22 protein-coding genes, 1 tRNA gene and 1 pseudogene are annotated in these 19738 nt (G+C 71.7%); 12 read left to right on the plus strand and 12 right to left on the minus strand.

Annotation, left to right across the window (positions count from 1 at the left end):
- Position 1: 1 nt before the first annotated feature.
- Positions 2-1111 (plus strand): annotated as a pseudogene (locus ACIRSS_RS15970) (recombinase family protein); the annotation flags it as partial.
- A 646-nt stretch (positions 1112-1757) separates the two neighbouring features.
- Here the strand turns inward: ACIRSS_RS15970 and ACIRSS_RS15975 are convergent.
- From ACIRSS_RS15975 to ACIRSS_RS15995, 5 genes are all read right to left on the minus strand, one after another.
- A tRNA-Ala gene (locus ACIRSS_RS15975) sits at positions 1758-1830 on the minus strand.
- A gap of 53 nt (positions 1831-1883) precedes the next feature.
- Positions 1884-2720 (minus strand): gephyrin-like molybdotransferase receptor GlpR, encoded by an 837-nt coding sequence (glpR, locus tag ACIRSS_RS15980; RefSeq protein WP_400895287.1) that lies wholly within the window; start codon positions 2718-2720, stop codon positions 1884-1886.
- 163 nt (positions 2721-2883) lie between these two features.
- On the minus strand, positions 2884-3552 hold the full coding sequence (locus tag ACIRSS_RS15985; RefSeq protein WP_400895289.1) for a GNAT family N-acetyltransferase: 669 nt from the start codon (positions 3550-3552) through the stop codon (positions 2884-2886).
- Positions 3552-4829, minus strand: coding sequence for a gephyrin-like molybdotransferase Glp (gene glp, locus ACIRSS_RS15990; protein WP_400895291.1), 1278 nt, complete (start codon positions 4827-4829; stop codon positions 3552-3554). Before glp ends, ACIRSS_RS15985 begins: the two co-directional genes overlap by 1 nt.
- The gene (locus ACIRSS_RS15995; protein ID WP_400895293.1) at positions 4826-5731 is read right to left on the minus strand and encodes a UTP--glucose-1-phosphate uridylyltransferase; all 906 of its coding nucleotides are present in this window, start codon (positions 5729-5731) and stop codon (positions 4826-4828) included. The genes glp and ACIRSS_RS15995 overlap by 4 nt, the downstream gene beginning before the upstream one ends.
- Positions 5732-5755: 24 nt before the next feature.
- Here ACIRSS_RS15995 and ACIRSS_RS16000 point away from each other — a divergent pair, with 24 nt between their 5' ends.
- From ACIRSS_RS16000 to mscL, 4 genes are all read left to right on the plus strand, one after another.
- The gene (locus ACIRSS_RS16000) at positions 5756-6346 is read left to right on the plus strand and encodes a 5-formyltetrahydrofolate cyclo-ligase (protein ID WP_400895295.1); all 591 of its coding nucleotides are present in this window, start codon (positions 5756-5758) and stop codon (positions 6344-6346) included.
- A gap of 86 nt (positions 6347-6432) precedes the next feature.
- Positions 6433-6732, plus strand: a complete 300-nt coding sequence (locus ACIRSS_RS16005; protein ID WP_400895297.1) for an FmdB family zinc ribbon protein — start codon at positions 6433-6435, stop codon at positions 6730-6732.
- Between the two features lie 131 nt (positions 6733-6863).
- A complete protein-coding gene (locus ACIRSS_RS16010; protein ID WP_400895299.1) occupies positions 6864-7493 on the plus strand; it encodes an SAF domain-containing protein in 630 nt (209 codons plus the stop codon).
- 29 nt (positions 7494-7522) lie between these two features.
- On the plus strand, positions 7523-7936 hold the full coding sequence (gene mscL, locus ACIRSS_RS16015) for a large-conductance mechanosensitive channel protein MscL (RefSeq protein ID WP_400895301.1): 414 nt from the start codon (positions 7523-7525) through the stop codon (positions 7934-7936).
- Between the two features lie 6 nt (positions 7937-7942).
- Here mscL and ACIRSS_RS16020 read toward each other — a convergent pair whose 3' ends face one another.
- The 3 genes from ACIRSS_RS16020 to ACIRSS_RS16030 form a co-directional block, all read right to left on the minus strand.
- Positions 7943-8116: a hypothetical protein gene (locus ACIRSS_RS16020; protein ID WP_400895304.1), complete on the minus strand. Its 174-nt coding sequence runs from the start codon at positions 8114-8116 to the stop codon at positions 7943-7945.
- Between the two features lie 112 nt (positions 8117-8228).
- The gene (locus ACIRSS_RS16025; RefSeq protein ID WP_400895306.1) at positions 8229-8405 is read right to left on the minus strand and encodes a hypothetical protein; all 177 of its coding nucleotides are present in this window, start codon (positions 8403-8405) and stop codon (positions 8229-8231) included.
- Between the two features lie 136 nt (positions 8406-8541).
- Positions 8542-9042, minus strand: a complete 501-nt coding sequence (locus tag ACIRSS_RS16030; RefSeq protein WP_013230045.1) for a molybdenum cofactor biosynthesis protein B — start codon at positions 9040-9042, stop codon at positions 8542-8544.
- Positions 9043-9164: 122 nt separating this feature from the next.
- Between ACIRSS_RS16030 and ACIRSS_RS16035 the strand changes: the two genes are divergently transcribed.
- Positions 9165-10220, plus strand: coding sequence for an NAD-dependent epimerase/dehydratase family protein (locus ACIRSS_RS16035; RefSeq protein WP_400895309.1), 1056 nt, complete (start codon positions 9165-9167; stop codon positions 10218-10220).
- 39 nt (positions 10221-10259) lie between these two features.
- Complete coding sequence (locus tag ACIRSS_RS16040) at positions 10260-11090, plus strand: MBL fold metallo-hydrolase (RefSeq protein ID WP_400895311.1); 831 nt, start codon at positions 10260-10262, stop codon at positions 11088-11090.
- Here the strand turns inward: ACIRSS_RS16040 and ACIRSS_RS16045 are convergent.
- Genes ACIRSS_RS16045 through ACIRSS_RS16055 form a run of 3 tightly spaced genes read right to left on the minus strand, consistent with a single transcriptional unit; the run spans position 11087 to position 14257 of the window.
- Positions 11087-12136: a sensor histidine kinase gene (locus ACIRSS_RS16045; RefSeq protein WP_400895313.1), complete on the minus strand. Its 1050-nt coding sequence runs from the start codon at positions 12134-12136 to the stop codon at positions 11087-11089. The genes ACIRSS_RS16040 and ACIRSS_RS16045 overlap by 4 nt on opposite strands.
- Entirely contained in the window at positions 12133-12834 is a 702-nt protein-coding gene (locus tag ACIRSS_RS16050) for a response regulator transcription factor (protein ID WP_400895315.1), read from the minus strand. The genes ACIRSS_RS16045 and ACIRSS_RS16050 overlap by 4 nt, the downstream gene beginning before the upstream one ends.
- A 10-nt stretch (positions 12835-12844) precedes the next feature.
- A complete protein-coding gene (locus ACIRSS_RS16055) occupies positions 12845-14257 on the minus strand; it encodes a hypothetical protein (protein ID WP_400895317.1) in 1413 nt (470 codons plus the stop codon).
- Between the two features lie 159 nt (positions 14258-14416).
- On the opposite strand from ACIRSS_RS16055, the gene ACIRSS_RS16060 reads away from it, so the two are divergent.
- Genes ACIRSS_RS16060 through ACIRSS_RS16080 form a run of 5 tightly spaced genes read left to right on the plus strand, consistent with a single transcriptional unit; the run spans position 14417 to position 18096 of the window.
- Positions 14417-15061, plus strand: a complete 645-nt coding sequence (locus tag ACIRSS_RS16060; protein WP_400897488.1) for a glycosyltransferase family 2 protein — start codon at positions 14417-14419, stop codon at positions 15059-15061.
- Entirely contained in the window at positions 15058-15741 is a 684-nt protein-coding gene (locus ACIRSS_RS16065; RefSeq protein WP_400895319.1) for a DUF2064 domain-containing protein, read from the plus strand. The genes ACIRSS_RS16060 and ACIRSS_RS16065 overlap by 4 nt, the downstream gene beginning before the upstream one ends.
- On the plus strand, positions 15738-16367 hold the full coding sequence (locus ACIRSS_RS16070) for a class I SAM-dependent methyltransferase (RefSeq protein ID WP_400895321.1): 630 nt from the start codon (positions 15738-15740) through the stop codon (positions 16365-16367). Before ACIRSS_RS16065 ends, ACIRSS_RS16070 begins: the two co-directional genes overlap by 4 nt.
- Positions 16364-17482, plus strand: a complete 1119-nt coding sequence (locus ACIRSS_RS16075; protein WP_400895324.1) for a molybdopterin-dependent oxidoreductase — start codon at positions 16364-16366, stop codon at positions 17480-17482. The genes ACIRSS_RS16070 and ACIRSS_RS16075 overlap by 4 nt, the downstream gene beginning before the upstream one ends.
- On the plus strand, positions 17479-18096 hold the full coding sequence (locus ACIRSS_RS16080; protein ID WP_400895325.1) for a hypothetical protein: 618 nt from the start codon (positions 17479-17481) through the stop codon (positions 18094-18096). Before ACIRSS_RS16075 ends, ACIRSS_RS16080 begins: the two co-directional genes overlap by 4 nt.
- 140 nt (positions 18097-18236) lie before the next feature.
- On the opposite strand, the gene ACIRSS_RS16085 is transcribed toward ACIRSS_RS16080, so the two are convergent.
- Positions 18237-19676, minus strand: a complete 1440-nt coding sequence (locus ACIRSS_RS16085; RefSeq protein WP_400895328.1) for a trypsin-like peptidase domain-containing protein — start codon at positions 19674-19676, stop codon at positions 18237-18239.
- Between the last annotated feature and the right edge of the window lie 62 nt (positions 19677-19738).

The raw sequence follows: 19738 nt of genomic DNA on the forward strand, positions 1-19738 counted from the left end.
CATGACCGAGCAAGCCTTGAACCGCAACGTCGCGCGGTACGCGACTGGCGAACGTCGCCGTAAGCGCGCCGTGCTCTACCTCCGAGTATCGACGCCCGGACAGGTTCACACCGACTACAACCCGGAAGGCATCTCGATCCCGGCCCAACGCGAGGCTGGCAAGCACAAAGCTGAACAACTCGACGCGGACATCGTCCGAGAGTTCGTCGAGCCAGGCCGCACGGCCACCAGCATCGACAAGCGGCCAACGTTCCAGGAGATGGTCGCTTGGGTGAAGTCCCAGAAGGACATCGACTACGTCATCGTCCACCACTTCAACCGGGTCTTCCGAAACAGCGTCGACGCGGGCATCACGAAGCGAGACCTGAAGAAGGTCGGCACTCGGGTCGTCTCCACCATCCTCGACATGGGCGAAAGCCCTGAGAGCGCCATGGTGGAAACCATCCTCCACGCCGTCGATCAGTACCAGTCTGAGGCCAGCGGCGCAGACATCAGCTACAAGATGGGCCAGAAGGTCCGCAACGGCGGCACCGTCGGCATCGCCCGGCTCGGCTACCTGAACGTCCGCGAGCCGAAGCCTGAGGGTGGCGAGATCCGCACGATCGCGATCGACCCGGAGCGCGCGCCACTCGTCCAACTTGCATTCGAGCTGTACTCGACCGGCGACTACACGCTGGCAGACCTGGACGAGGAGTTGTACGAGCGGGGCCTACGTACCCGGCCGACACCTCGGCGGCCGGCCAAGCGGGTCTCGATCAACAAGCTGTCGCTGATGCTGCGCGACCGGTACTACATCGGCTACGTGATGCACCAGGGCGAAGAGATCCGCGGCCGCCACGAGCCACTCATCGACCCCGTCCTGTTCGACCATGTTCAAGCCATCGCTAGCACACGAACAGCCGCGAAGGAGCGTCGACGCGTGCATCACCACTACCTCAAGGGATCGCTGTTCTGTGGTCGCTGCTGGAAGAACGGCACCACGTCGCGCATGATCATCCAGCACACGGTCAATTCGCGCGGCTACGAGTACACGTACTTCTTCTGCCGGAACAAGCAGAGCGGCCGCTGCAGCGCCCCGCACGTCAACGTCCTACACGTCGAGGAGGCTGTTGAGGCGCACTACGCGACTGTCCGATTCAATCCTGGCTTCATCGCCGACGTCCGCGCCCACGTCGCGGCCACCCTCCAGGACGAGCGTGCGGCAACGCGTTTGCTACAACAACAGCTCACCGCACAGCTCCGTGACCTGGGCACCCAGGAAGAGAAGTTGATCGACCTGGCCGCCGGCGGCGACGAGACGATGCCTCAGGAGCGGATCAAGGAGAAGCTCCGCGACATCGGTCGGCAACGTCAGCGCCTCACTGAACGCCTGGACGAGACCACCGAGGACCTCTCGGAAGCTGCCCGGCTTGTCGACCTGTGCCTCATCCTGCTTGAGGATCCACAGGAGCTGTACCGGCGCTGCGACGACGAACAGCGGCGGCTACTTAACCAAGCGCTGTTCGAACACATCTACATCGAGGACGAAGACGTCACCGACTTCGACTTGCGCGAGCCGTTTGCCACGCTGCGCTCAGTTGAGGAGCGGCACCTGAGCGCGAGCAGTAACAAGCCTGATCCTGGTGCTGCCGCGACGCTGCCCACAGATGGCATAAGGAGTGTCTCCGGATCCGGAGACACTCCTTATGCCATGAACGATGTTGAAGTCCTACTAGCGGGCATGGACTTGGTCCAATGTTCTAGTAAGCCCTCCAGTGTGGAGCTGAGGGGAATCGAACCCCTGACCTTCTCGATGCGAACGAGACGCGCTACCAACTGCGCTACAGCCCCTTGGTTGTGCTCGTAGAGCGTATCAGTGCCCTACGAGCACCCGGCACGGGGGGTCACTCCCCGACGGCCCGCCGGTAAGGCCCGGTCCCCGGCTCGTCGAGCTCCTCGAACGCCGGGTCCTCGTCGTCCAGATCGACGACCACCGCGCTGCGACGGACCCGCGAAGTCGGCGACGGACGACGCTCGACCACCTCGCGGCGGACCGGCTCGACGACGTCCACGTCCTCGACGTCCTCGACCGGCTCCTCGACCTCGGAGAAGGAATCGGACGGGCGCGGAGCCGGACGCCGAGGCGCCCGCGTGCTGTTGAACCGGGCCAGCCGGCGCTGCCGGATCTCCTCCTCGATCCGCACCTGCCGGCGCAGGTACACGAGGTACCCGACCAGCACGACGTCGGCGAGCGCGTGGCCCCACCAGACCAGCGGCACGAGGAAGCCCGCGATGCCCGCCGTGGCCACCGCGATCACCAGCAGGATGACGACCACGCGCTGCCGGAAGCTGTACTTCGCGCGCGCCGCGATCTCCGCCGCTTCGGGGTCGAAGCCGCCGCGACCAGGCCGGTAAGCGGCGCGTTCGGCCCGCTCCGCCCGCTCGGCGCGGGACGGCTGCGGGAGCGGCTCTGGCTCGGGCTCCGGTTCGTCGACCTCGTCTTCGAGCTCGAGTTCGGCTTCGAGCTCCGCGAGGTCGTCCTCGACCGAAGGCCGGGACTTCACTGGCTCGTCGGACATGGCGAATTCCTCCCGGTCTTCGTTGCGTCCACTGCGCACGACCCTGGCCGCGAGCGCGGAGTCGGCCGTGCGGGCCACTTGCTGCCGCTTTCGCGCGACCATGGGCACGAGAACGACGAGCCATGCCGCGGCGAGCGCGACGATGATCACGGAGCTGGGCATCTCCCGTCACCTCCCCCGATCCTTCCACCTGAAATCACGCTAGTCACAGGAGTAACAGATCGGGCGGAGGCTCGCCGGGTTCGATCACGGAAATGCCTCACCGGATTAGGTGAAACTCACAGCATGTGGTAACGCGCTCAGTGCTCCGGGTGGGTAATCACCGTCAGGCGTAATCGGCGCGTCCCGACGCGACCAGCCGTGACACCAGGCCGGCCCCGGTCTCCTCGCGCGTGATGGCGAAGCAGTAGTGGTCCCGCCAGCCGCCCGCGACGTCGAGGTACCGCTCGAACAGGCCCTCCTGCCGGTACCCCGCCTTGGTGAGAACCCGCAGGCTGGCAGCGTTTTCCGGCCGTACGGTGGCCTCCAGCCGGTGCAGTCCGCCCAGCCCGAAGGCGTGGTCGGTGACCAGCGCGACGGCGGCCGTCGCGACCCCGCCGCGGACCACCTCCGAGGACACCCAATAGCCGATCCACGCGGACCGCAGCGACGCCCGAATGACGTTACCCACAGTGATCTGGCCCGCGAGCCGCCCGTCGAGGGTGATCGTGAACGGCAGGCACTGACCACGCCGTGCGAGCGAACGCAACGCAGCCCACTGCGACGGCCACGACCAGAAGGCGTTGCGTTCCGGCCACGGGCCGACGCCGGTCGGCTCCCACATCTCGAGGTGCGCCCGGTCGCGGAGCCGGATCCGGCTCCAGTCACCCGCGTCGCGCAGCCGCACCGGCCGGATCGCGACCACCCCGGCGGGCACCCGCAGCGGACCGAGCCGGGCCGGCCAGCCCGGGTGCCGGCTTTCGACCGGGTAGGACACGCCCGACACGGAGTTCATCAGGCCCGTTGGGCCAGGAAGGTGACCTGGACCTGCTCGCCTGCGGGGACGTCGGTCAGCTCTTCGGGCACGTTGATCAGGCAGTTCGCCTCGGCCAGCGACGCGAGCAGGTGCGCCCCGGACTGGCCGAGCGGCTGGACGAGGTACTCGCCGTTGGACTCGTCGCGCAGGAGCTGGCCGCGCAGGTACCCGCGCCGTCCCTCGGTCGAGGTGATCGGCGACAGCAGCCGCGCCCCGACGATCCGCCGGTGCGGGTTGCGCGTCCCGCGCGCCGCCCGGATCAGCGGCCGGACCAGCACCTCGAACACGACCAGCGCGCTCATCGGGTTGCCGGGGATCAGGAACGTCGGCACCGAGTCGGGGCCGAGCCGGCCGAACCCCTGCACCGAACCCGGGTGCATCGCGACGCGCGTCATGTCGATCCGGCCGAGGTCGGACAGCGCGGCGTGGACCTCGTCGCCGGTCGCGCCCCCGGCGCCGCCCGCGACCACGACGATCTCCGACATCAGCAGCCGGCCTTCGACGATCTCCCGCAGCCGCTTCGGCTCGCTCGGCACGATGCCGACCCGGCTGACCTCGGCGCCCGCGTCCCGCGCGGCCGCGGCCAGCGCGTAGGAGTTGACGTCGTAGACCTGCCCGACCGACGGCGTCCGGTCGATGTCGACCAGCTCGTCGCCGACGGACACGATCGACACCCGGGGCCGGGGGTAGACGAGGACCTTCGCCCGGCCGACCGCGGCCAGCAGGCCGACCTGCGCCGAGCCGATCGTGTCGCCGCGGCGCACCGCGACGTCGCCGATCTGGACGTCCTCACCGGCCCGGCGCACGTACCCGGCCGAGGGCACCGAGCGGTGCACGGTGACCCGGGCCTGGTGCCCGTCGGTGTAGGCGAGTGGGACGACGGCGTCGGCGAGCGTCGGCAGCGGCGCGCCGGTGTCGACGCGCACGGCCTGGCCGGGCTGCAGGCGCCGCGGCTGGCGCGAGCCCGCCGCGATCTCGCCGACGACCGGCAGCTGCACCGGCTCCTGCCCGGCCGTGCGCACGTCGACGCTGCGCACGGCGTAACCGTCGATCGCGGCCTGGTCGAAGCCGGGCAACGCGTGCTCGGCGACGACCTCCTCGGCGCAGAGCAGCCCCTGGGCCTCGGAAATCGCCACGCGCACCGGCTGGGGCCGGACGGCGGCTTCCAAGGTCATCGAGATCTGCGCGTCGACCGAGCGCAGCTCGGCTTCGTCGCCGGCCACTTCGGGCGGTGCCGCGTCGAGGGATTCCGTCATGGGCGATCTGTCCCGATCCGTTCCGTGAGCCACGCCCGTAAAGATGGACCGTACTCGGGCGTTTCAAGCGCGAAGTCGACCGCGGCGCGCAGGAAACCACCCGGATTCCCCAGGTCGTGGCGTCCACCGCGGTGGACGACGACGTGCACGGGGTGCCCTTCGGTGATCAGCAGCGCGACCGCGTCGGTCAGCTGCAGCTCGCCGCCGCTGCCCGGCTCGATCCGCTTCAGCGCGTCGAAGATCGCCCGGTCGAGCAGGTAGCGGCCGGCCGCGGCGTACGTCGAGGGCGCGTCCTCCGGCTTCGGCTTCTCGACCATGCCGTGCACGCGCTTGACGTCGTCGTCGTCGGTGTCGGTGACGTCGAAGACGCCGTACGGCGAGATCTCCGCCTTCGGGATGTCGAACGCGCAGAGCACGCTGCCGCCGAATTCGGCCCGGACCGCGCTCATCTTCTCGAGCACGCCGGTGGGCAGCACCAGGTCGTCCGGGAGCAGCACGGCGACGGCCTCGTCGTCCGGGCGCAGGTTCGGCTCGGCCTGCGCGACGGCGTGGCCGAGACCGAGGGCCTGCTCCTGGATGGCGGTCTCGACGGCGAGCAGGTCGGAGCCGCGGCGGACCTTCGCCAGCAGCTCGTTCTTCCCCTTGGCCTCGAGGTTCTTCTCCAGCTCGGGTTGCTTCTCGAAGTACCGGACGACGGCGTCCTTGCCCGGCGAGGTCACGATGACCAGGCGTTCGGCGCCCGCGGCGGCGGCTTCGGCCGCGACCAGCTCGATCCCCGGCGTGTCGACCACCGGTAGCAGTTCCTTGGGCACGGCCTTCGTCGCCGGGAGGAAGCGCGTCCCGAGGCCGGCGGCCGGCACGATCGCGGTTCTGAACGTCTTGGAGGTTGCGGCGCCCGTCATGGGCGCAAAGCCTAACGTGAGGTCATGCACGCGCTGGGCAATGAGCACCTGAGCAAGGCGGAGTGGCGTGGGCGGCTGACGCTCGCGCGGGCGGACCAGACCGCCGAATCGCACGCCCAGGAGACGTCGGCGCTGGTCAGCGCGGTGTCGAAGGTCACATCCGGCACGGTGTGCGCGTACCTGCCGTTCGGCACCGAACCGGGCACGACGGCGCTCGTCGACGCGCTCGCGGCCGGCGGTGCGCGCGTGTTGCTGCCGGTCATCCGGTCGCGGACGGACCCGCTCGACTGGGCCGAGTACACGGGCGAGGCCGATCTGGTGCCCAGCCGGTTCCGCGGGATCCGCGAGCCGGGCGGAAAACGCCTGGGTACCGAGGCTGTCGGAGCGGCCGGGCTGATCTTGGTGCCCGCGCTGGCCGTCGACCACCGGGGCGTCCGGCTCGGCCGGGGCGCCGGCCACTACGATCGCTCGCTGGTGTTCGCGGCGCCCGGTGCGGCGCTGCTGGCCGTCGTCCGGGACGAAGAGCTGGTCGAACGGCTGCCGGGGGAACCCCACGACGTGCGCATGAGCGGGGCCTTGACGCCGGGTCGAGGCGTGCTCGAGCTGCCGATGTGAGCAACGAGGAATTGCTTTCGGGGAATGCTTTCAAGCACAATTGGGTTAGCACTCTGGTCGGATGAGTGCCAGCAAAGGAGCCGTCAGTGCCTACGTACCAGTACGCCTGCAAAGAATGCGACCACCGGTTCGAAGCCGTGCAGTCGTTCTCGGACCCCAGCCTGACCGTCTGCCCGCAGTGCTCCGGCGCGCTGCGCAAGGTCTTCAGCTCGGTCGGCGTGGTCTTCAAGGGCAGCGGGTTCTACCGCACCGATTCGCGCGACTCGAGCAAGTCGAGCACCGCGTCGACCCCGGCGAAGACCGAGACCAAGACGGAGACGAAGTCCGACACGAGCTCGGCATCTTCCTCTTCGAGTACGACGAAGACGACCGCCGCGGCCTCCTGAGCCGCGGAGTTATCCACAACACCCCGGTTGTCCACAGGCGCCGGACGTGGCCCTTCCGGCGGCCCGTCCGGCTTCCCTAACGTCGATCTCGTGCGGCACACCGCCGCACCCGATCCAGCCGAGGGGGCACCGTGGACGTGCTGGCGAAGTTCCACCCACCTGATCTGACCCGGCTGCGGGGCAGGCGGACGCGGCTCGTGCGCCGCTGGCTCGCCGTCTGCCTGCTGCTGGCCGGTGCGCTGCTGTTCGCCTACCCCGGTTCCGCGCGGGGTGCGCCGACGACCCCGACCGTCGTCGCGGCGCACGACCTCCCTTCCGGTGCGGCGCTGCGCGCTTCCGACGTCCGCGTCGCCGATCTCCCCGATTCCGCACGGCCGGCGGGCGCGTTGAGCACCCCGGCCGGCGTCGACGGCCGTCTGCTGGCAGGCGCTGTCCGCGCCGGCGAACCCTTGACCGACGTCCGGCTGGCAACAGCCATCCCCGGAGCGGGTGATCCCGCGACGGCGACGGTCCCGGTCCGCCTGGCCGACGCCGGCGTCGCCGAACTGCTGGAGCCCGGCGGGCGCGTCGACGTCGTGGCGGCGTCGGAACCGGGAGTACCGGCGTCCGTGCTGGCCGGCGGGGCGACGGTGGTGGCGGTCGGGCATCAAGAAGCGTCCGCGGCGAAGGGACCGCTGGTGCTGCTGCGGCTCCCGGAGGCGGTGGCGACGAAGGTGGCGGCGATTTCACTGGAGCGACCGGTAACGGTTACTCTCCGCTAGCTCGCACCGTCCCCGATCGAGGAGAACCAGTGTTCAAAGGCTTCAAAGACTTCCTGATGCGCGGCAACGTCGTCGACCTCGCCGTCGCGGTGGTCATCGGCTCGGCGTTCACGGCGATCGTCACGGCGTTCACCAACGGCCTCATCAAGCCGCTGATCAGCACGATCGGCGGCACAGACGCCGCGAAGGGCCTCGGCTACCAGATCTTCCAGAACAACCAGGCCACGTTCCTGGACTTCGGCGGCGTGATCAACGCGGCGATCAACTTCGTGCTGGTCGCGGCGGTCGTCTACTTCGTGATCGTGCTGCCGGTGAAGCACGTCCAGGAGCGGCGCAAGCGGGGCCAGGAGCCGGGCCCGTCGGAGCCCACGGACGTCGAGCTGCTGATCGAGATCCGCGACCTGCTGCGCGCCCAGTCCCAGCGCGGCACCGGCCGCGACTGAGTGGGATCACCGATCGTGGTGCGGCGGCCGGTTCTCCCGGTACCAGTCGTCCGGGAGCCCGGTACGCCGCTCGACGTCCCGCTCATCGGAGGTCGTCTCGGGCAGGACGTCCCCGAAGATCTCATCGACCCGCCGACGCTGGTCGCTGGTCGTCTGGGGATCGCGCTTGGGGCCGGACATAACTCAAGTGTCCCACGACGCGCTGATTGACAACTCCAGAGCGAATCCCGGGTGGCGCGCCACCGCCTCGCCCGGCGATCAGCCACCTCTCGACGGCCCCGGCCGGCGCATTTCAACCCCGTCGGCGGGCTCGCACTTCGCCCCGCCACCCGCGGATCTGGTCCTCGCTGTGCAGGAACCCCGGGCCCGGCCCGGCGGGGAGGTCGATGCCCCCGAGCAAGCCGAGCGCCCACAGCTGATCCTCGTCGAGATCGACCAGACCCGCGAAGTCATCGCTGAGCCATCGCATGGCCCAGCGATCGGCCGCGTCGCAGCTGATCTGCCCGGAGAGGACACCGTCGAACCAGTCCTCGATCTCACCCCGGCCCAGGCATGCTTCAGGCCGGGAGCGACACCTCGTCACCCCCGGCCTGGTAAGCGAAGGATCAGACCTCTTCGAGGCCCGAAAGCTCGTCGATCACGTGCGGCACGAGCGAGGTCAGCGTCGCCATCCCGTCGCGCACCGCGGACCGCGAGCCGGCGAGGTTCACCACGAGGGTGCTGCCGGAAACCCCGGCGAGCCCGCGCGAGATCCCCGCGTCCACGGCCCCGGCGGCCAGCCCGGAAGCCCGGATGGCCTCGCTGATGCCCGGGATCGGCCGGTCGAGCACGCCGGCCGTGGCGTCCGGAGTCCGGTCACGCGGCAGCACACCGGTGCCGCCGACCGTGATCACCAGGTCGGCACCGCCGATCACGGCGGTGTTGAGCGCGTTGCGGATACCCGCGGTCTCGGCCTCGACGACCACGACACCGTCGACGATGAAGCCCGCTTCTTCGAGCAGCTCCGTGACCAGCGGGCCAGTGGTGTCCTCGTGCTCGCCGTGCGCCACGCGATCGTCCACGATGACCACGAGGGCCCGGCCCAGCCGTTGTGCACTCCGTTCCATGCCGCCACCGTAGTCGGTTTCGCCCTCCGGCCGCCGGGAGGTGCCGGGTGAGTTCTGACGATTCCGTGACGTGCCACCTCAGCCGTGAGCGGGGCGAGGCGAACGCCCCTAGCGTGGCCGGTGTGCGCGTACTGGTCACCGGCGGAGCCGGGTTCATCGGGTCCCACATCGCCGATCTGCTCGCCGACGGCGGCGACGAGGTCGTAGTGCTCGACAACCTCCTGCCGACGGCCCACGGCTCCCGCACGCCGCCGTCGTACACCGGCCGGCACCGGTTCCTGCGCGGCGACGTCACCGACGCCGAGCTCGTCGCCGAGCTGCTGGACGGCGTCGACGCGGTCTGCCACCAGGCGGCGGTCGTCGGGCACGGCGTCGACCCGTCCGACGCGCCGTCGTACGCCCTGCACAACGACTACGGCACGGCGGTCCTGCTGGCCGGCATGCACGCGGCCGGGGTGCGGAAGCTCGTGCTGGCGTCCTCGATGGTGGTCTACGGCGAAGGCCGGTACGCGTGCCCGGACCACGGCGTCGTCCCACCGTCACCGCGCCGCGCGTCCGATGTGGACGCAGGCCGGTTCGAGCCGCGGTGCCCGGCGTGCGACGCCGAGTTGAGCTGGCAGCTGGTGCCCGAGGACGCGCCGCTGAACCCGCGCAGCACGTACGCGGCGACGAAGCTCGCGCAGGAGCACCTGGCCGGTGCGTGGGCCCGCCAGACGGGCGGGACCGTGTGGGCGGTGCGCTACCACAACGTCTACGGCCCGCGAATGCCGCAGAACACGCCGTACGCCGGGGTGGCATCGCTGTTCCGCTCGGCCCTGCTGCGCGGCGAAGCACCCCGGGTCCTGGAGGACGGCCGCCAGCAGCGCGACTTCGTCCACGTCCACGACGTCGCCAGGGCGAACGTCCTGGCCCTCCGGACAGCCGGTCCGGAAGGCGAGATCACGCCGGTCAACGTCTGCTCGGGCACCCCGCACACGGTGGGCGAACTGGCCGAGGAGCTGTCACGCGCTTGCGACGGCCCGACCCCGGAGGTGGCCGGAGGCGCCCGCCCGGCCGACGTCCGCCACGTGGTGGCCGACCCGGCCCGCGCCCGCGAACTGCTGGGTTTCAAGGCCGAGATCGGGTTCGAGGAGGGCATCGCCGGCTTCGCGACGGCCGAGCTGCGCGAACCGGTCTGACCCGGGAATAGTTCGATCACAGTCGAACTTGGCAAGGTCATGCAGCGGATCACAGTGGGCGACTACACGATCGAGGCACTGACCGACGGGCTCGTCCGGCTCCCGGCCCTGTTCTTCCCCGGCCTGGATCCGGCCGAGCACTCCGGAGTCCTCGACCCCGACGGCACGGTGCACGTGCCGGTCGGCGGGTTCCTGGTCCGCGGCCAGGGCCGGACGATCCTGGTCGACGCCGGGTTCGGGCCGCGGGAGATGGGCTACCCGGCCGGCATGGCCCCGGCGGGCGGCGACCCCGCACCGATGGGGACCGGAGGCGACCTCCTGACGGCGTTGGGCGGCGCCGGCGTCCGGCCCGAAGACGTCGACACCGTCTTCGTCACGCACCTGCACGCCGACCACGTCGGCTGGCTGGCACCCGAAGGCACACCGGCCTTCAAGCAGGCGCGGGTCATCCACGGGATCGCGGACTGGGAACCGCTGATCGGCGGGCTGCCCCACGACGACTGGAGCCGCGTCGGGCTGGAGGCGGTGCGGGCGGCCGGGAGCATCGAGGCGATCCACGGGGACGCCGTCGCGCTGGCCCCGGGCATCACCGCGCGGCACACGCCGGGCCACACTCCCGGCCACTACGTGCTGGACGTCGAGGCGGACGACGAACGCCTGGTCCTGCTCGGCGACGTCATCCACACCCCGGTGCAGCTGCGCGACGACCGGGTCCGGTTCCTCGGCGACTTCGACCCGGACGAGGCGGCCCGCACCCGGCAGCGCTGGCTGGCCGAGATCGCGGGCACGAGCACGGTGGTCGCGGCGGCCCACTTCCCCGGAATGGAGTTCCTGAGGCTCGGTCCGGACCGCGAACCCTTGGCGGTCTAGGACATCGCCAACGGCAGCCGGACCTCGAAGCGGCACCCGGGCCCGTGGTTGTGGACCCCGATCTTCCCGCGGTGCGCCTCCACGAGCCCCTTGGTGATGGCCAGCCCGAGCCCGCCACCACTCGTCGTCCCGCCGCGCTCGGGTGTCCGGGCCTGCGTCCCGCGGAAGGCGACGTCGAACACGCGGGTGATCTCGTCGTCCGGGATGCCGCCGCAGGAGTCGTCGACGGCCAGGAGGGCCTCGTCGCCGTCGACGCCGATCTGCACCGCGACCGTCCCGTCCGGCGGGGTGTGGCGGATCGCGTTGGAGACCAGGTTCCGCACGATCCGGGCCAGTTCCGGGTCGCTGCCGGTCACGACCGGCCACGTCGACGCGTTGGCGAGCACTCGCACCCGCTTCCGCTCGGCGACCGGTGACTGGGCGGCGACGGCGTCGCTGACGACGTCCCGCAGCGGCACCGCGGACATCGTGAGCTCGAGGGCGCCGGCCGTGATCCGCGAGAGTTCGAACAGGTCGCCGACCATCGCGGACAGCCGGGTGGTCTCGCCGCTGATCCGCTGGGCGTAGTCGGCGACCTCGTGGCGTTCGGACACCACGCCGTCGGCGAGCGCCTCGGCCATCGCCTGGATGCCGGCCAGCGGGCTGCGCAGGTCGTGGCTGATCCAGGCGACCAGCTCGCGCCGCGACGCCTCGGCCGCGCGCTCGCGGTCGCGCGCCTCGCGCTCCCAGACACTGCGGCGCGCGATGGCCCGGCCGAGGATGATCGCCGCCGGCACGGTGCACACGGCGACGAGCAGGCAGACCAGCAGCATCGTGGTCAGCGCCGGGGTGAACATGAACCCGCTGACACCCAGGACGCCGACCAGCGTGGACAGCACCGGGATCAGCACCAGCACCGTGAGCGTGGTGGCCAGCGAGCCGCGGCGCAGGACGTAGAGCACTGCCCCGCCGAGCGCGGCGATCGGCAGGGAGAAGAGCAACGCCAGCGGCAGGATGTGCCAGAGGTGCGTCAACGTCTCCGCGAAGGACTCGCCGGGCTCGATCACGGCTGCTCCCGGTCGTAGCGGTAGCCGACACCCCACACCGTCGCCACCCGGGTCGGCTTGGCCGGGTCGCGCTCGATCTTTTCGCGCAACCGTCGCACGTGGACGGTCACCGTGGACTGGTCGCCGAAGTCCCAGCCCCACACCTTCTCGAGCAGGTCCGCGCGCGAGTAGGCGACGCCGGGGTGGGCGAGGAAGAACGCCAGCAGGTCGAACTCCCGCGAGGTCAGCGGCAGCTCGCGGCCGGCGAGCGTCGCGGTGCGCGCGGTCATCTGCAGACGGAGGTCGCCGTCCGCCAGCTCGGCGGCGGCCGGTACCGGACGCGGCATCCGCGCGCGGCGCAGCACCGACGCGACGCGCAGGGCGAGTTCCTTGGGGCTGAACGGTTTCGTGACGTAGTCGTCGGCGCCCAGCTGGAGCCCGGCGATCCGATTCTCCTCCTCGCCGAGGGCGGTGAGCATGACGATCGGCACCTGGCTGACCTGGCGCAGCCGCTTGCACACCTCGAGGCCGTTGATGCCCGGCATCATGACGTCGAGGACGACCAAGTCGGGCTCGTGGGCGGCGAACTTGGCCAGCCCGTCGGCACCGTCGCCGGCCTGGTCGACGGTGAACCCGGCGACCTCGAGGTAGCGGCGGACGACGTCGCGGACCGTCTCGTCGTCGTCGACCACGAGCACGCGCCCGGCTTGATCGTTCATCACTTCTCCCTCACCAGCCGGTCAGCAGCAGGTGGTTGACCGCCAGGGCCGTCGCCGCCTGGGCCGCGAGCCACCATCCGCGTCCGGGCCGCGGCAGCAGGGCCGTCAACGGCAGCAACCACACCCCGAACGGTAGCCAGATCCGTTCGGTCTCGGCTTTCGACAGGCCCGAGACGTCGGCGAACACGATGGTGAGCAGGGCGGCGAGGCCCAGGAGCAGCACCGGGTCGGTGAACAGGCCGCGCGGCCCGCGGGCAAAGCCACGCCGGATGGCGGCGATCACGGCGGGACCGAGCGCGACGGCCACCGCGGCCAGGTCCGCCCACATCCAGTACGAATAGGGCCGGACCAGCGCGACGCCTTGGTAGTAGCGCTCGACGACCAGGTGGTAGCCGTCGAGCCACCAGAACCCGGCCCACGCGAAAACGCCGACGACGGCCAGCGCCGCGACAATGGCCAAGGCGGCGGCGCGCCACTGCCGGCCGAGGACGGCCACGGCCAGCGCGAGCAGGCCGAGCAGCACCAGGCCGTACGACAGGAAGATCCCGAAGCCGAGCAACACGCCGGCCGCCAGCCCGGCCGGCACGGCGTACCGGCGGCCGTGCCCGAACCCCTTGGCGGACAAGGCGAGCAGCGCCAGCCCGGTGGCCGTCGTCCCGGCGAACAGGCCGTCCGCCGACACGCCGATCCACACCGCGCCGGGCGTAAGGACGGCGAAGGGCAGCACCGCGCGAGCCGCGTCTGGCCGGCCGAGCAGCGAGACCGTCGCGGGCACGGCCACCGCGACCAGGGCGCCGACGAGCACGACGGCCGCCGCGGCCCAGGCGCCGCCGTGCAGGCCGAGCCGGTCCAGCCAGACGAAGACGAGCGTCGCGCCCGGTGGGTGCCCGGACACGTGCGTCGTCCACGAGTTCGGCTGGAAGTCGAGGATGCGGGACGAGAACTCGCGCAGCATCCGCGGGATGTCGGTGATGCCGGGGACCTCGTGGAGGTACTCCTGCGGGATGGTGAGGTGCCCGGCGAACCCGCGTGCCCAGCCGTCGACCATGGCCAGGGAGAAGATCCAGGCGAGCGAGGCCAGGTAGCCGGCGGCGAGCGCCCGGCGCCACGGAAGGCGGGCGGCCAGGGCGGGGCCGTGCAGCACGACCGCGACGGCGACGAGGACGGCGAAGATCGAGCCCGGGCCGACGTGGGGCAGCCAGTCCGCGAACAGCGGGGGCGCCGACACGAAGATGATCACGCCGGAGTGCGGCCGGTTGTAGTACGCGCCGACCGCGGCGGCCACGGCCACGAGCACCACGGCCGCCGCGACGGCGAGGAGATCGGCCCGGGTGGCGCGGTGGCCGGGCCGATCGGGCGCCGGGGGTTCGGTTTCGCGGGCAGGCGGCTCGGCGAGCCGGGCTGCCGGGTTCGGCTCGCTCATCGCCGTCCACCCTAAGCCCGCGAGGCGTGGTCCGCGGGCTCGCCGGGGCAGCCGTAACGACCCGGTAAGAACTCGTCACTCGTCATGATTCAGTAAGCACTGCAAGGGTTTCCCGCAGTCCACGCCGGACTTACGGTCGGCGCCGTGACTGACTCAGGAGTGGACGTGGTCCTCCCTTGCCTCGACGAAGCGGGCGCCCTCCCCGGCGTGCTGGCCGGGCTGCCACCGGGCTACCGCGCGATCGTGGTCGACAACGGTTCGGCCGACGGCTCGCCCGACGTGGCGGCCTCGCTCGGCGCGAAGGTCGTGCACGAGCCGCGTCGCGGCTACGGCGCGGCCGTGCACGCGGGTCTGGAGGCCGCCACCGCGGACATCGTGTGCTTCGCCGACGCCGACGGTTCCCTGGACCTGCGCGACCTGCCGCGGCTGGTGACCGCGGTCGAGGGTGGCGCCGACCTGGCCGTCGGACGGCGGGTGCCGACCGGGCCCGGGGTGTGGCCGTGGCACGCGCGAGCCGGCAACGTCGTGCTGGCGCGGCTACTGCGCCGCCGCGGGCTGCCGGTGCGGGACATCGCGCCCCTGCGCGCCGCGGACCGGCGGGCACTGCTCGATCTCGGCGTCGCGGACCGCGCGTTCGGCTACCCGCTCGAGCTGCTGATCAAGGCTCAGCGCGCCGGGTGGCGGGTGCGGGAGTTCGACGTCCGCTACGGCGAGCGCGCCAAGGGGACGAAGTCGAAGGTGTCCGGCTCGGTGCGCGGCACGGTGCGCGCGGTCCGCGACTTCGGGCGGGTGCTGGCGCGATGACGGCCCGGTTCGTGCTGCTGGTCGTGGCCAAGGCGCCGGTACCGGGGCTCGCCAAGACCAGGCTGACCCCGCCGGCGACCCCGGCGCAGGCCGCGCGGATCGCCGCGGCCGCGTTGCTGGACACGCTCGACGCCGTGTGCGCGGTCCCCGGCGCCGCGCCGGTCGTCGCGATGACCGGTGACCTCGGCGCCGCCGCGCTGGCCCCCGAGATCGGGGAGGCGCTGCGCTACGTCACCACGATTCCCCAGCGTGGCTGGGACTTCGGGGCTCGCCTGGCGCACGCCCACGCCGACGCCGCCACGGTGCACGCGGGCTTGCCGATCCTCCAGATCGGCATGGACACCCCGCAGGTCACCCCGGCGTCCCTGGCCGCGGCCGCCGCGCCGGTCGTGGACGGCGGGCACGACTCGGTGCTCGCCCCGGCCGCCGACGGCGGCTGGTGGGCACTGGGCCTCGCCGACCCGCGGCACGCGCAGGTCCTCGCAGGCGTCCCGATGTCCCGTGACGACACCGGCGAACGCACGGTGCGCGCGCTCACCGCGTGCGGGTTGCGACCGCAGCTCGCCGCGACACTGTCCGATGTGGACACCATGGCGGATGCGCGCGCGGTGGCGGCGCTGTGCCCGGACGGCCGCTTCGCCCGTGCCGTCGCGGCCGTGCACGGGCAGGCGGTCGCATGAAGACGGCCCTGCTCGGCAACGAGTTCGACCGCGGTCTGCTCGGCCACCACTGCTGGCTCGAGCTGGCGAACGGCGAGCGGGTGGACCTGCCAGTCGAGCGCTGGACCGCGCCGTCCGACGGCGACGAGGTGCTGCTCGACGCCTGCACCGGCCCGACCCTCGACATCGGCTGTGGCCCCGGCCGGCTCACCGCGGCCCTGGCCGGACGCGGAGTCGTCGCGCTGGGCGTGGACAGCTCGCGCACGGCCGTCCGGCTGACCCGTCGTCGCGGCGGAAGTGCGTTGCACCGCAACGTCTTCGACCACGTTCCCGGCGAAGGACGGTGGCGGCACGCGCTGCTCGCCGACGGCAACATCGGCATCGGCGGCGACCCGGTCGTCCTGCTGCGCCGCGCGGCGCAGCTGATCGCGCCCGACGGCGACGTCCTCGTCGAACTGGAGCCGCCCGGCCGCGGCCTGCGGCACGAGCGCGTCCGGCTGCGGCCCGGGCACGCCGACGTCGCCTGGTTCACGTGGGCGTGGGTCGGCGTGGACGCGATCGCCGGAGTCGCCCTGCGCGCCGGGTTGCGCGTCGCCTGGACCACCCGGCACGGCCACCGTTGGTTCGCGCGATTGGAGCGGTCGTGAAGCTGCCGATTCCCCAGGAAGAACAGTTCAAGGCGCCGGCGCACAACGAGCGCGTGACGTCGAAGATCGGGCTGGCGCTCGCGGTCACGTTCACGACCTGCTTCGTGACCGGCCTGATCAGCCACCTGATCCAGCACCCGCCGGAGTGGTTCTTCTGGCCCAGCCGCCCGGTCGGGCTCTACCGCGTCACGCAGGGGCTGCACGTGATCTCCGGCATCGCGTCGATCCCGTTGCTACTGGCGAAGCTGTGGAGCGTCTACCCGAAGCTGTTCGGCCGTCCGCTCGTCCGCTCGCTGCCGCACGCGCTGGAGCGCCTGTCGATCCTGGTGCTCTCGGGTGCGGCGTTCTTCGAGCTGACGACGGGGTTGCTGAACGTCGCGCAGAACTACCCGTGGGGCTTCTACTTCCCGCAGGTGCACTACGCGGTGGCGTGGCTGGCGATCGGGTCGATCCTGGTGCACGTGGCGGTGAAGCTGCCGGTCATCCGCCGGGCGCTGACCCGCGGCGTAACCGAAGACGAGTCGACGGCCGCCGGGCTGTCCCGGCGCGGGTTCCTCCGCACGACCGGGCTCGCGACGGGCGTCGCGGTCGTCGCCACGGCCGGCGCGACGGTCCCGTTCCTGCGCGGGGTTTCCGGGCTTTCCTGGAAGACGAGCAAGGGCACGCAAGGCCTCCCGGTGAACCGGACGGCCGCGGCCGCGGGCATCACGTGGTCTGAGTCGTGGCGGCTCTCGGTCGTGACTCCGAGCGGCACGAAGAAGTTCTCGCTCGACGAGCTGCGCGCACTCCCGCAGACGACGGCCGAGCTGCCGATCGCGTGCGTGGAGGGCTGGAGCCAGTCGGCGACCTGGCGCGGGGTTTCCCTGCCTGCGCTGCTGAAAGCCGTCGGGGTGGCACCGGGCACGGCGGTGCGGGTGTCCTCTTCGGAGCGTTCCGGGCTGTACGGCGTGAGCGTCCTGCCCGGCGAGCACACGGCGGACGAGCTGACGCTGCTCGCCCTCGAGCTGAACGGCGAGGTGCTCGACCTCGACCACGGCTTCCCGTGCCGGATCATCGCCCCGAACCGGCCCGGCGTGCTGCAGACGAAGTGGGTCACGAACCTGGAGGCGCTGTGAAGATCGCTCGCACGCTGCTCGTTTTGCCGGGCCTCGCGGCGCTGGCGTGGGGCGTGGTGCTGTTCGCCGAGTACGCGCTGCCGCTGCGGCCGGACGTGTTCGGCACGGTCGGCTGGATCGTCGGCGGCCCGCTGGTCAACGACGGCGTGGTCGCCCCGCTGACGGCGATCCTCGGCATCGTCCTGGCCCGAGTCCTCCCGCGGCCGTGGCGGGTCCCGGTGGTCACGGGCACGGTCATCACTGGGGTGCTGCTGATCGTGGCGTTCCCGCTGCTCTGGCGCCCGTACGGAACCCCGCCGATGCCAGGCCTCCACGACGGCAACCCGGCCTTGGGCTTGCTTTTGACGCTTGCGGCGGTCTGGCTGGTAGCGCTGGCGACCCCTCTGGTCCGCCGTGTCGTCCGCCCAGACATGCGTGTCGTTCCTGCGAGTACACGAGATGCCGCACCGGACACGCGAACCGTCTCGCCAAGCCCGCAAGGTACGCCGGCCGAGCCTTCCGGCGCGCCAGCCGAGCCACCCGGTACACGCGTCGACCCGCCCAGCTCGCGCCCAACCCCTCCCGGCACGCCGACCGACCCAACCGGCAAGCCAACCACCCCTCCCGGCTCCTGACCCCACCCACAAATGCGGCCACGCGCGACCGGCATGGAATGCCTGGGTCGCGCGTGGCCTTGGGGGTCCGGCCCCGAGGTGCGGGGGTCGAGCCGATGTTTGGTCTCGGCCGCACCAGGCGGCCGAGCGTCTGGAAGGGATCAGTTGGCCGGGACGGGCTGGCCGCCGAGCGTCACCTCGACCGTGCGGCCGTCGGCGAGCGTGAACGTCGCCTTCTCGTCCGGGGCGCGGGTGCGGATCGCCGCGACCAGCGTGTCGGACGTGTCGATGTTCCGGTCGTCGATCTTCGTCACGACGTCGCCGGACTTGAGGCCGGCCTTCTCCGCCGGGCTGCCGGGGGTGATGGCGCCGAGCTTCGCGCCGCCCTGCGGGGCGTCCGTGACCTGGGCGCCGATGTAGGTCTGCACCGCCTGGCCGGTCTTGATGATCGTGTCCGCCGTGCGGCGGGCCTGGTCGATCGGGATGGCGAACCCGATGCCGACGTTGCCGCTCTCGGAACCGCCCTGGCCCTGGCCGCCGGACGCCGACTGCGGACTGTAGATCGCCGAGTTGATGCCGATGACCTGCCCGGACATGTTCGCGAGCGGGCCACCCGAGTTGCCCGGGTTGATCGCCGCGTCGGTCTGGACGGCGTCCATCACCGTTTCCTGCCCGCCCTGGCCGCCGCCCGCGCGCACCGGCCGGTGCAGCGAGCTGACGATGCCCGAGGTGACCGTGCCGGCCAGCTCGAACGGCGAACCGATGGCCACGACCGACTGACCGACGCGCAGGTCGTCGGACCGGCCGATCTCGACCGGGGTCAGGTTGCTGACCCCGTCGACCTTGACGACCGCGATGTCGGTCGTCGGGTCGCGGCCGATGACCTTGGCGGGGGCCTTCTTGCCGTCCTGGAACACGGCCCGGATCTGGCCGCCGTTCGCGGCGACCTCGACGACGTGGTTGTTGGTCAGGATGTAGCCGTCGGTGCTGATGACGAACCCGGAGCCTTCGCCGGCCCCCTGCTGTCCGCTCACCTGCAGCTCGACGACGCTGGGCGACAGCTTCTGCGCGACCGCTTCGACCGAGCCGGCCGGCGCGTTGCCGGTCTGCTGGGCCGGCTTCGGCGCGTCGAGAGCGTTGCCGACCGGACCGCCGGACGAGCCCCCGGTGAGGTACCCGACGGCCCCGCCCGCGATGCCGCCGACCAGCAGCGCGACCAGCGCGACGCCGGCGAGCAGCTTGCCGCCGGACCGCTTCGGCTGCGCGGGCGGCGGTGCCGACGGCGTGCCGTAGGCGCCCGTGCCGGGCTGTGCGTAGGGGTTCGGGTTGGGGTAGACGCTCTGCTGGGTCTGGCCCGGCGCCGCCCCCTGCGCGGACCAGGGGTTCGCGGTCTGCTGCGCCCCGTAGGACGGATCGGCCCCGGTCACCGCGTGGTAGGACGGCTCCGGCGCCGAGTACTGCGGCGTGCCGCCGGACTCGGGCGTGGCGGCGGCCTGGTCACCGTACGGGCTCCCCGCCCAACCGCCCTGAGCCGCCTGCTGGCCGGTCTCGGGGTGCCGCGGCGCCGCGGGGTCGTGCGCGCTGGGGTCGTTCTCGGTCATGTCCCTCACCTTGCGCGATGGTCCTGAGAGGTTCCTGAGCCGAACCTGTGCATCGGAGATGA

The organism is Amycolatopsis sp. NPDC101161 (assembly GCF_044768185.1).
Lineage (GTDB): Bacteria > Actinomycetota > Actinomycetes > Mycobacteriales > Pseudonocardiaceae > Amycolatopsis.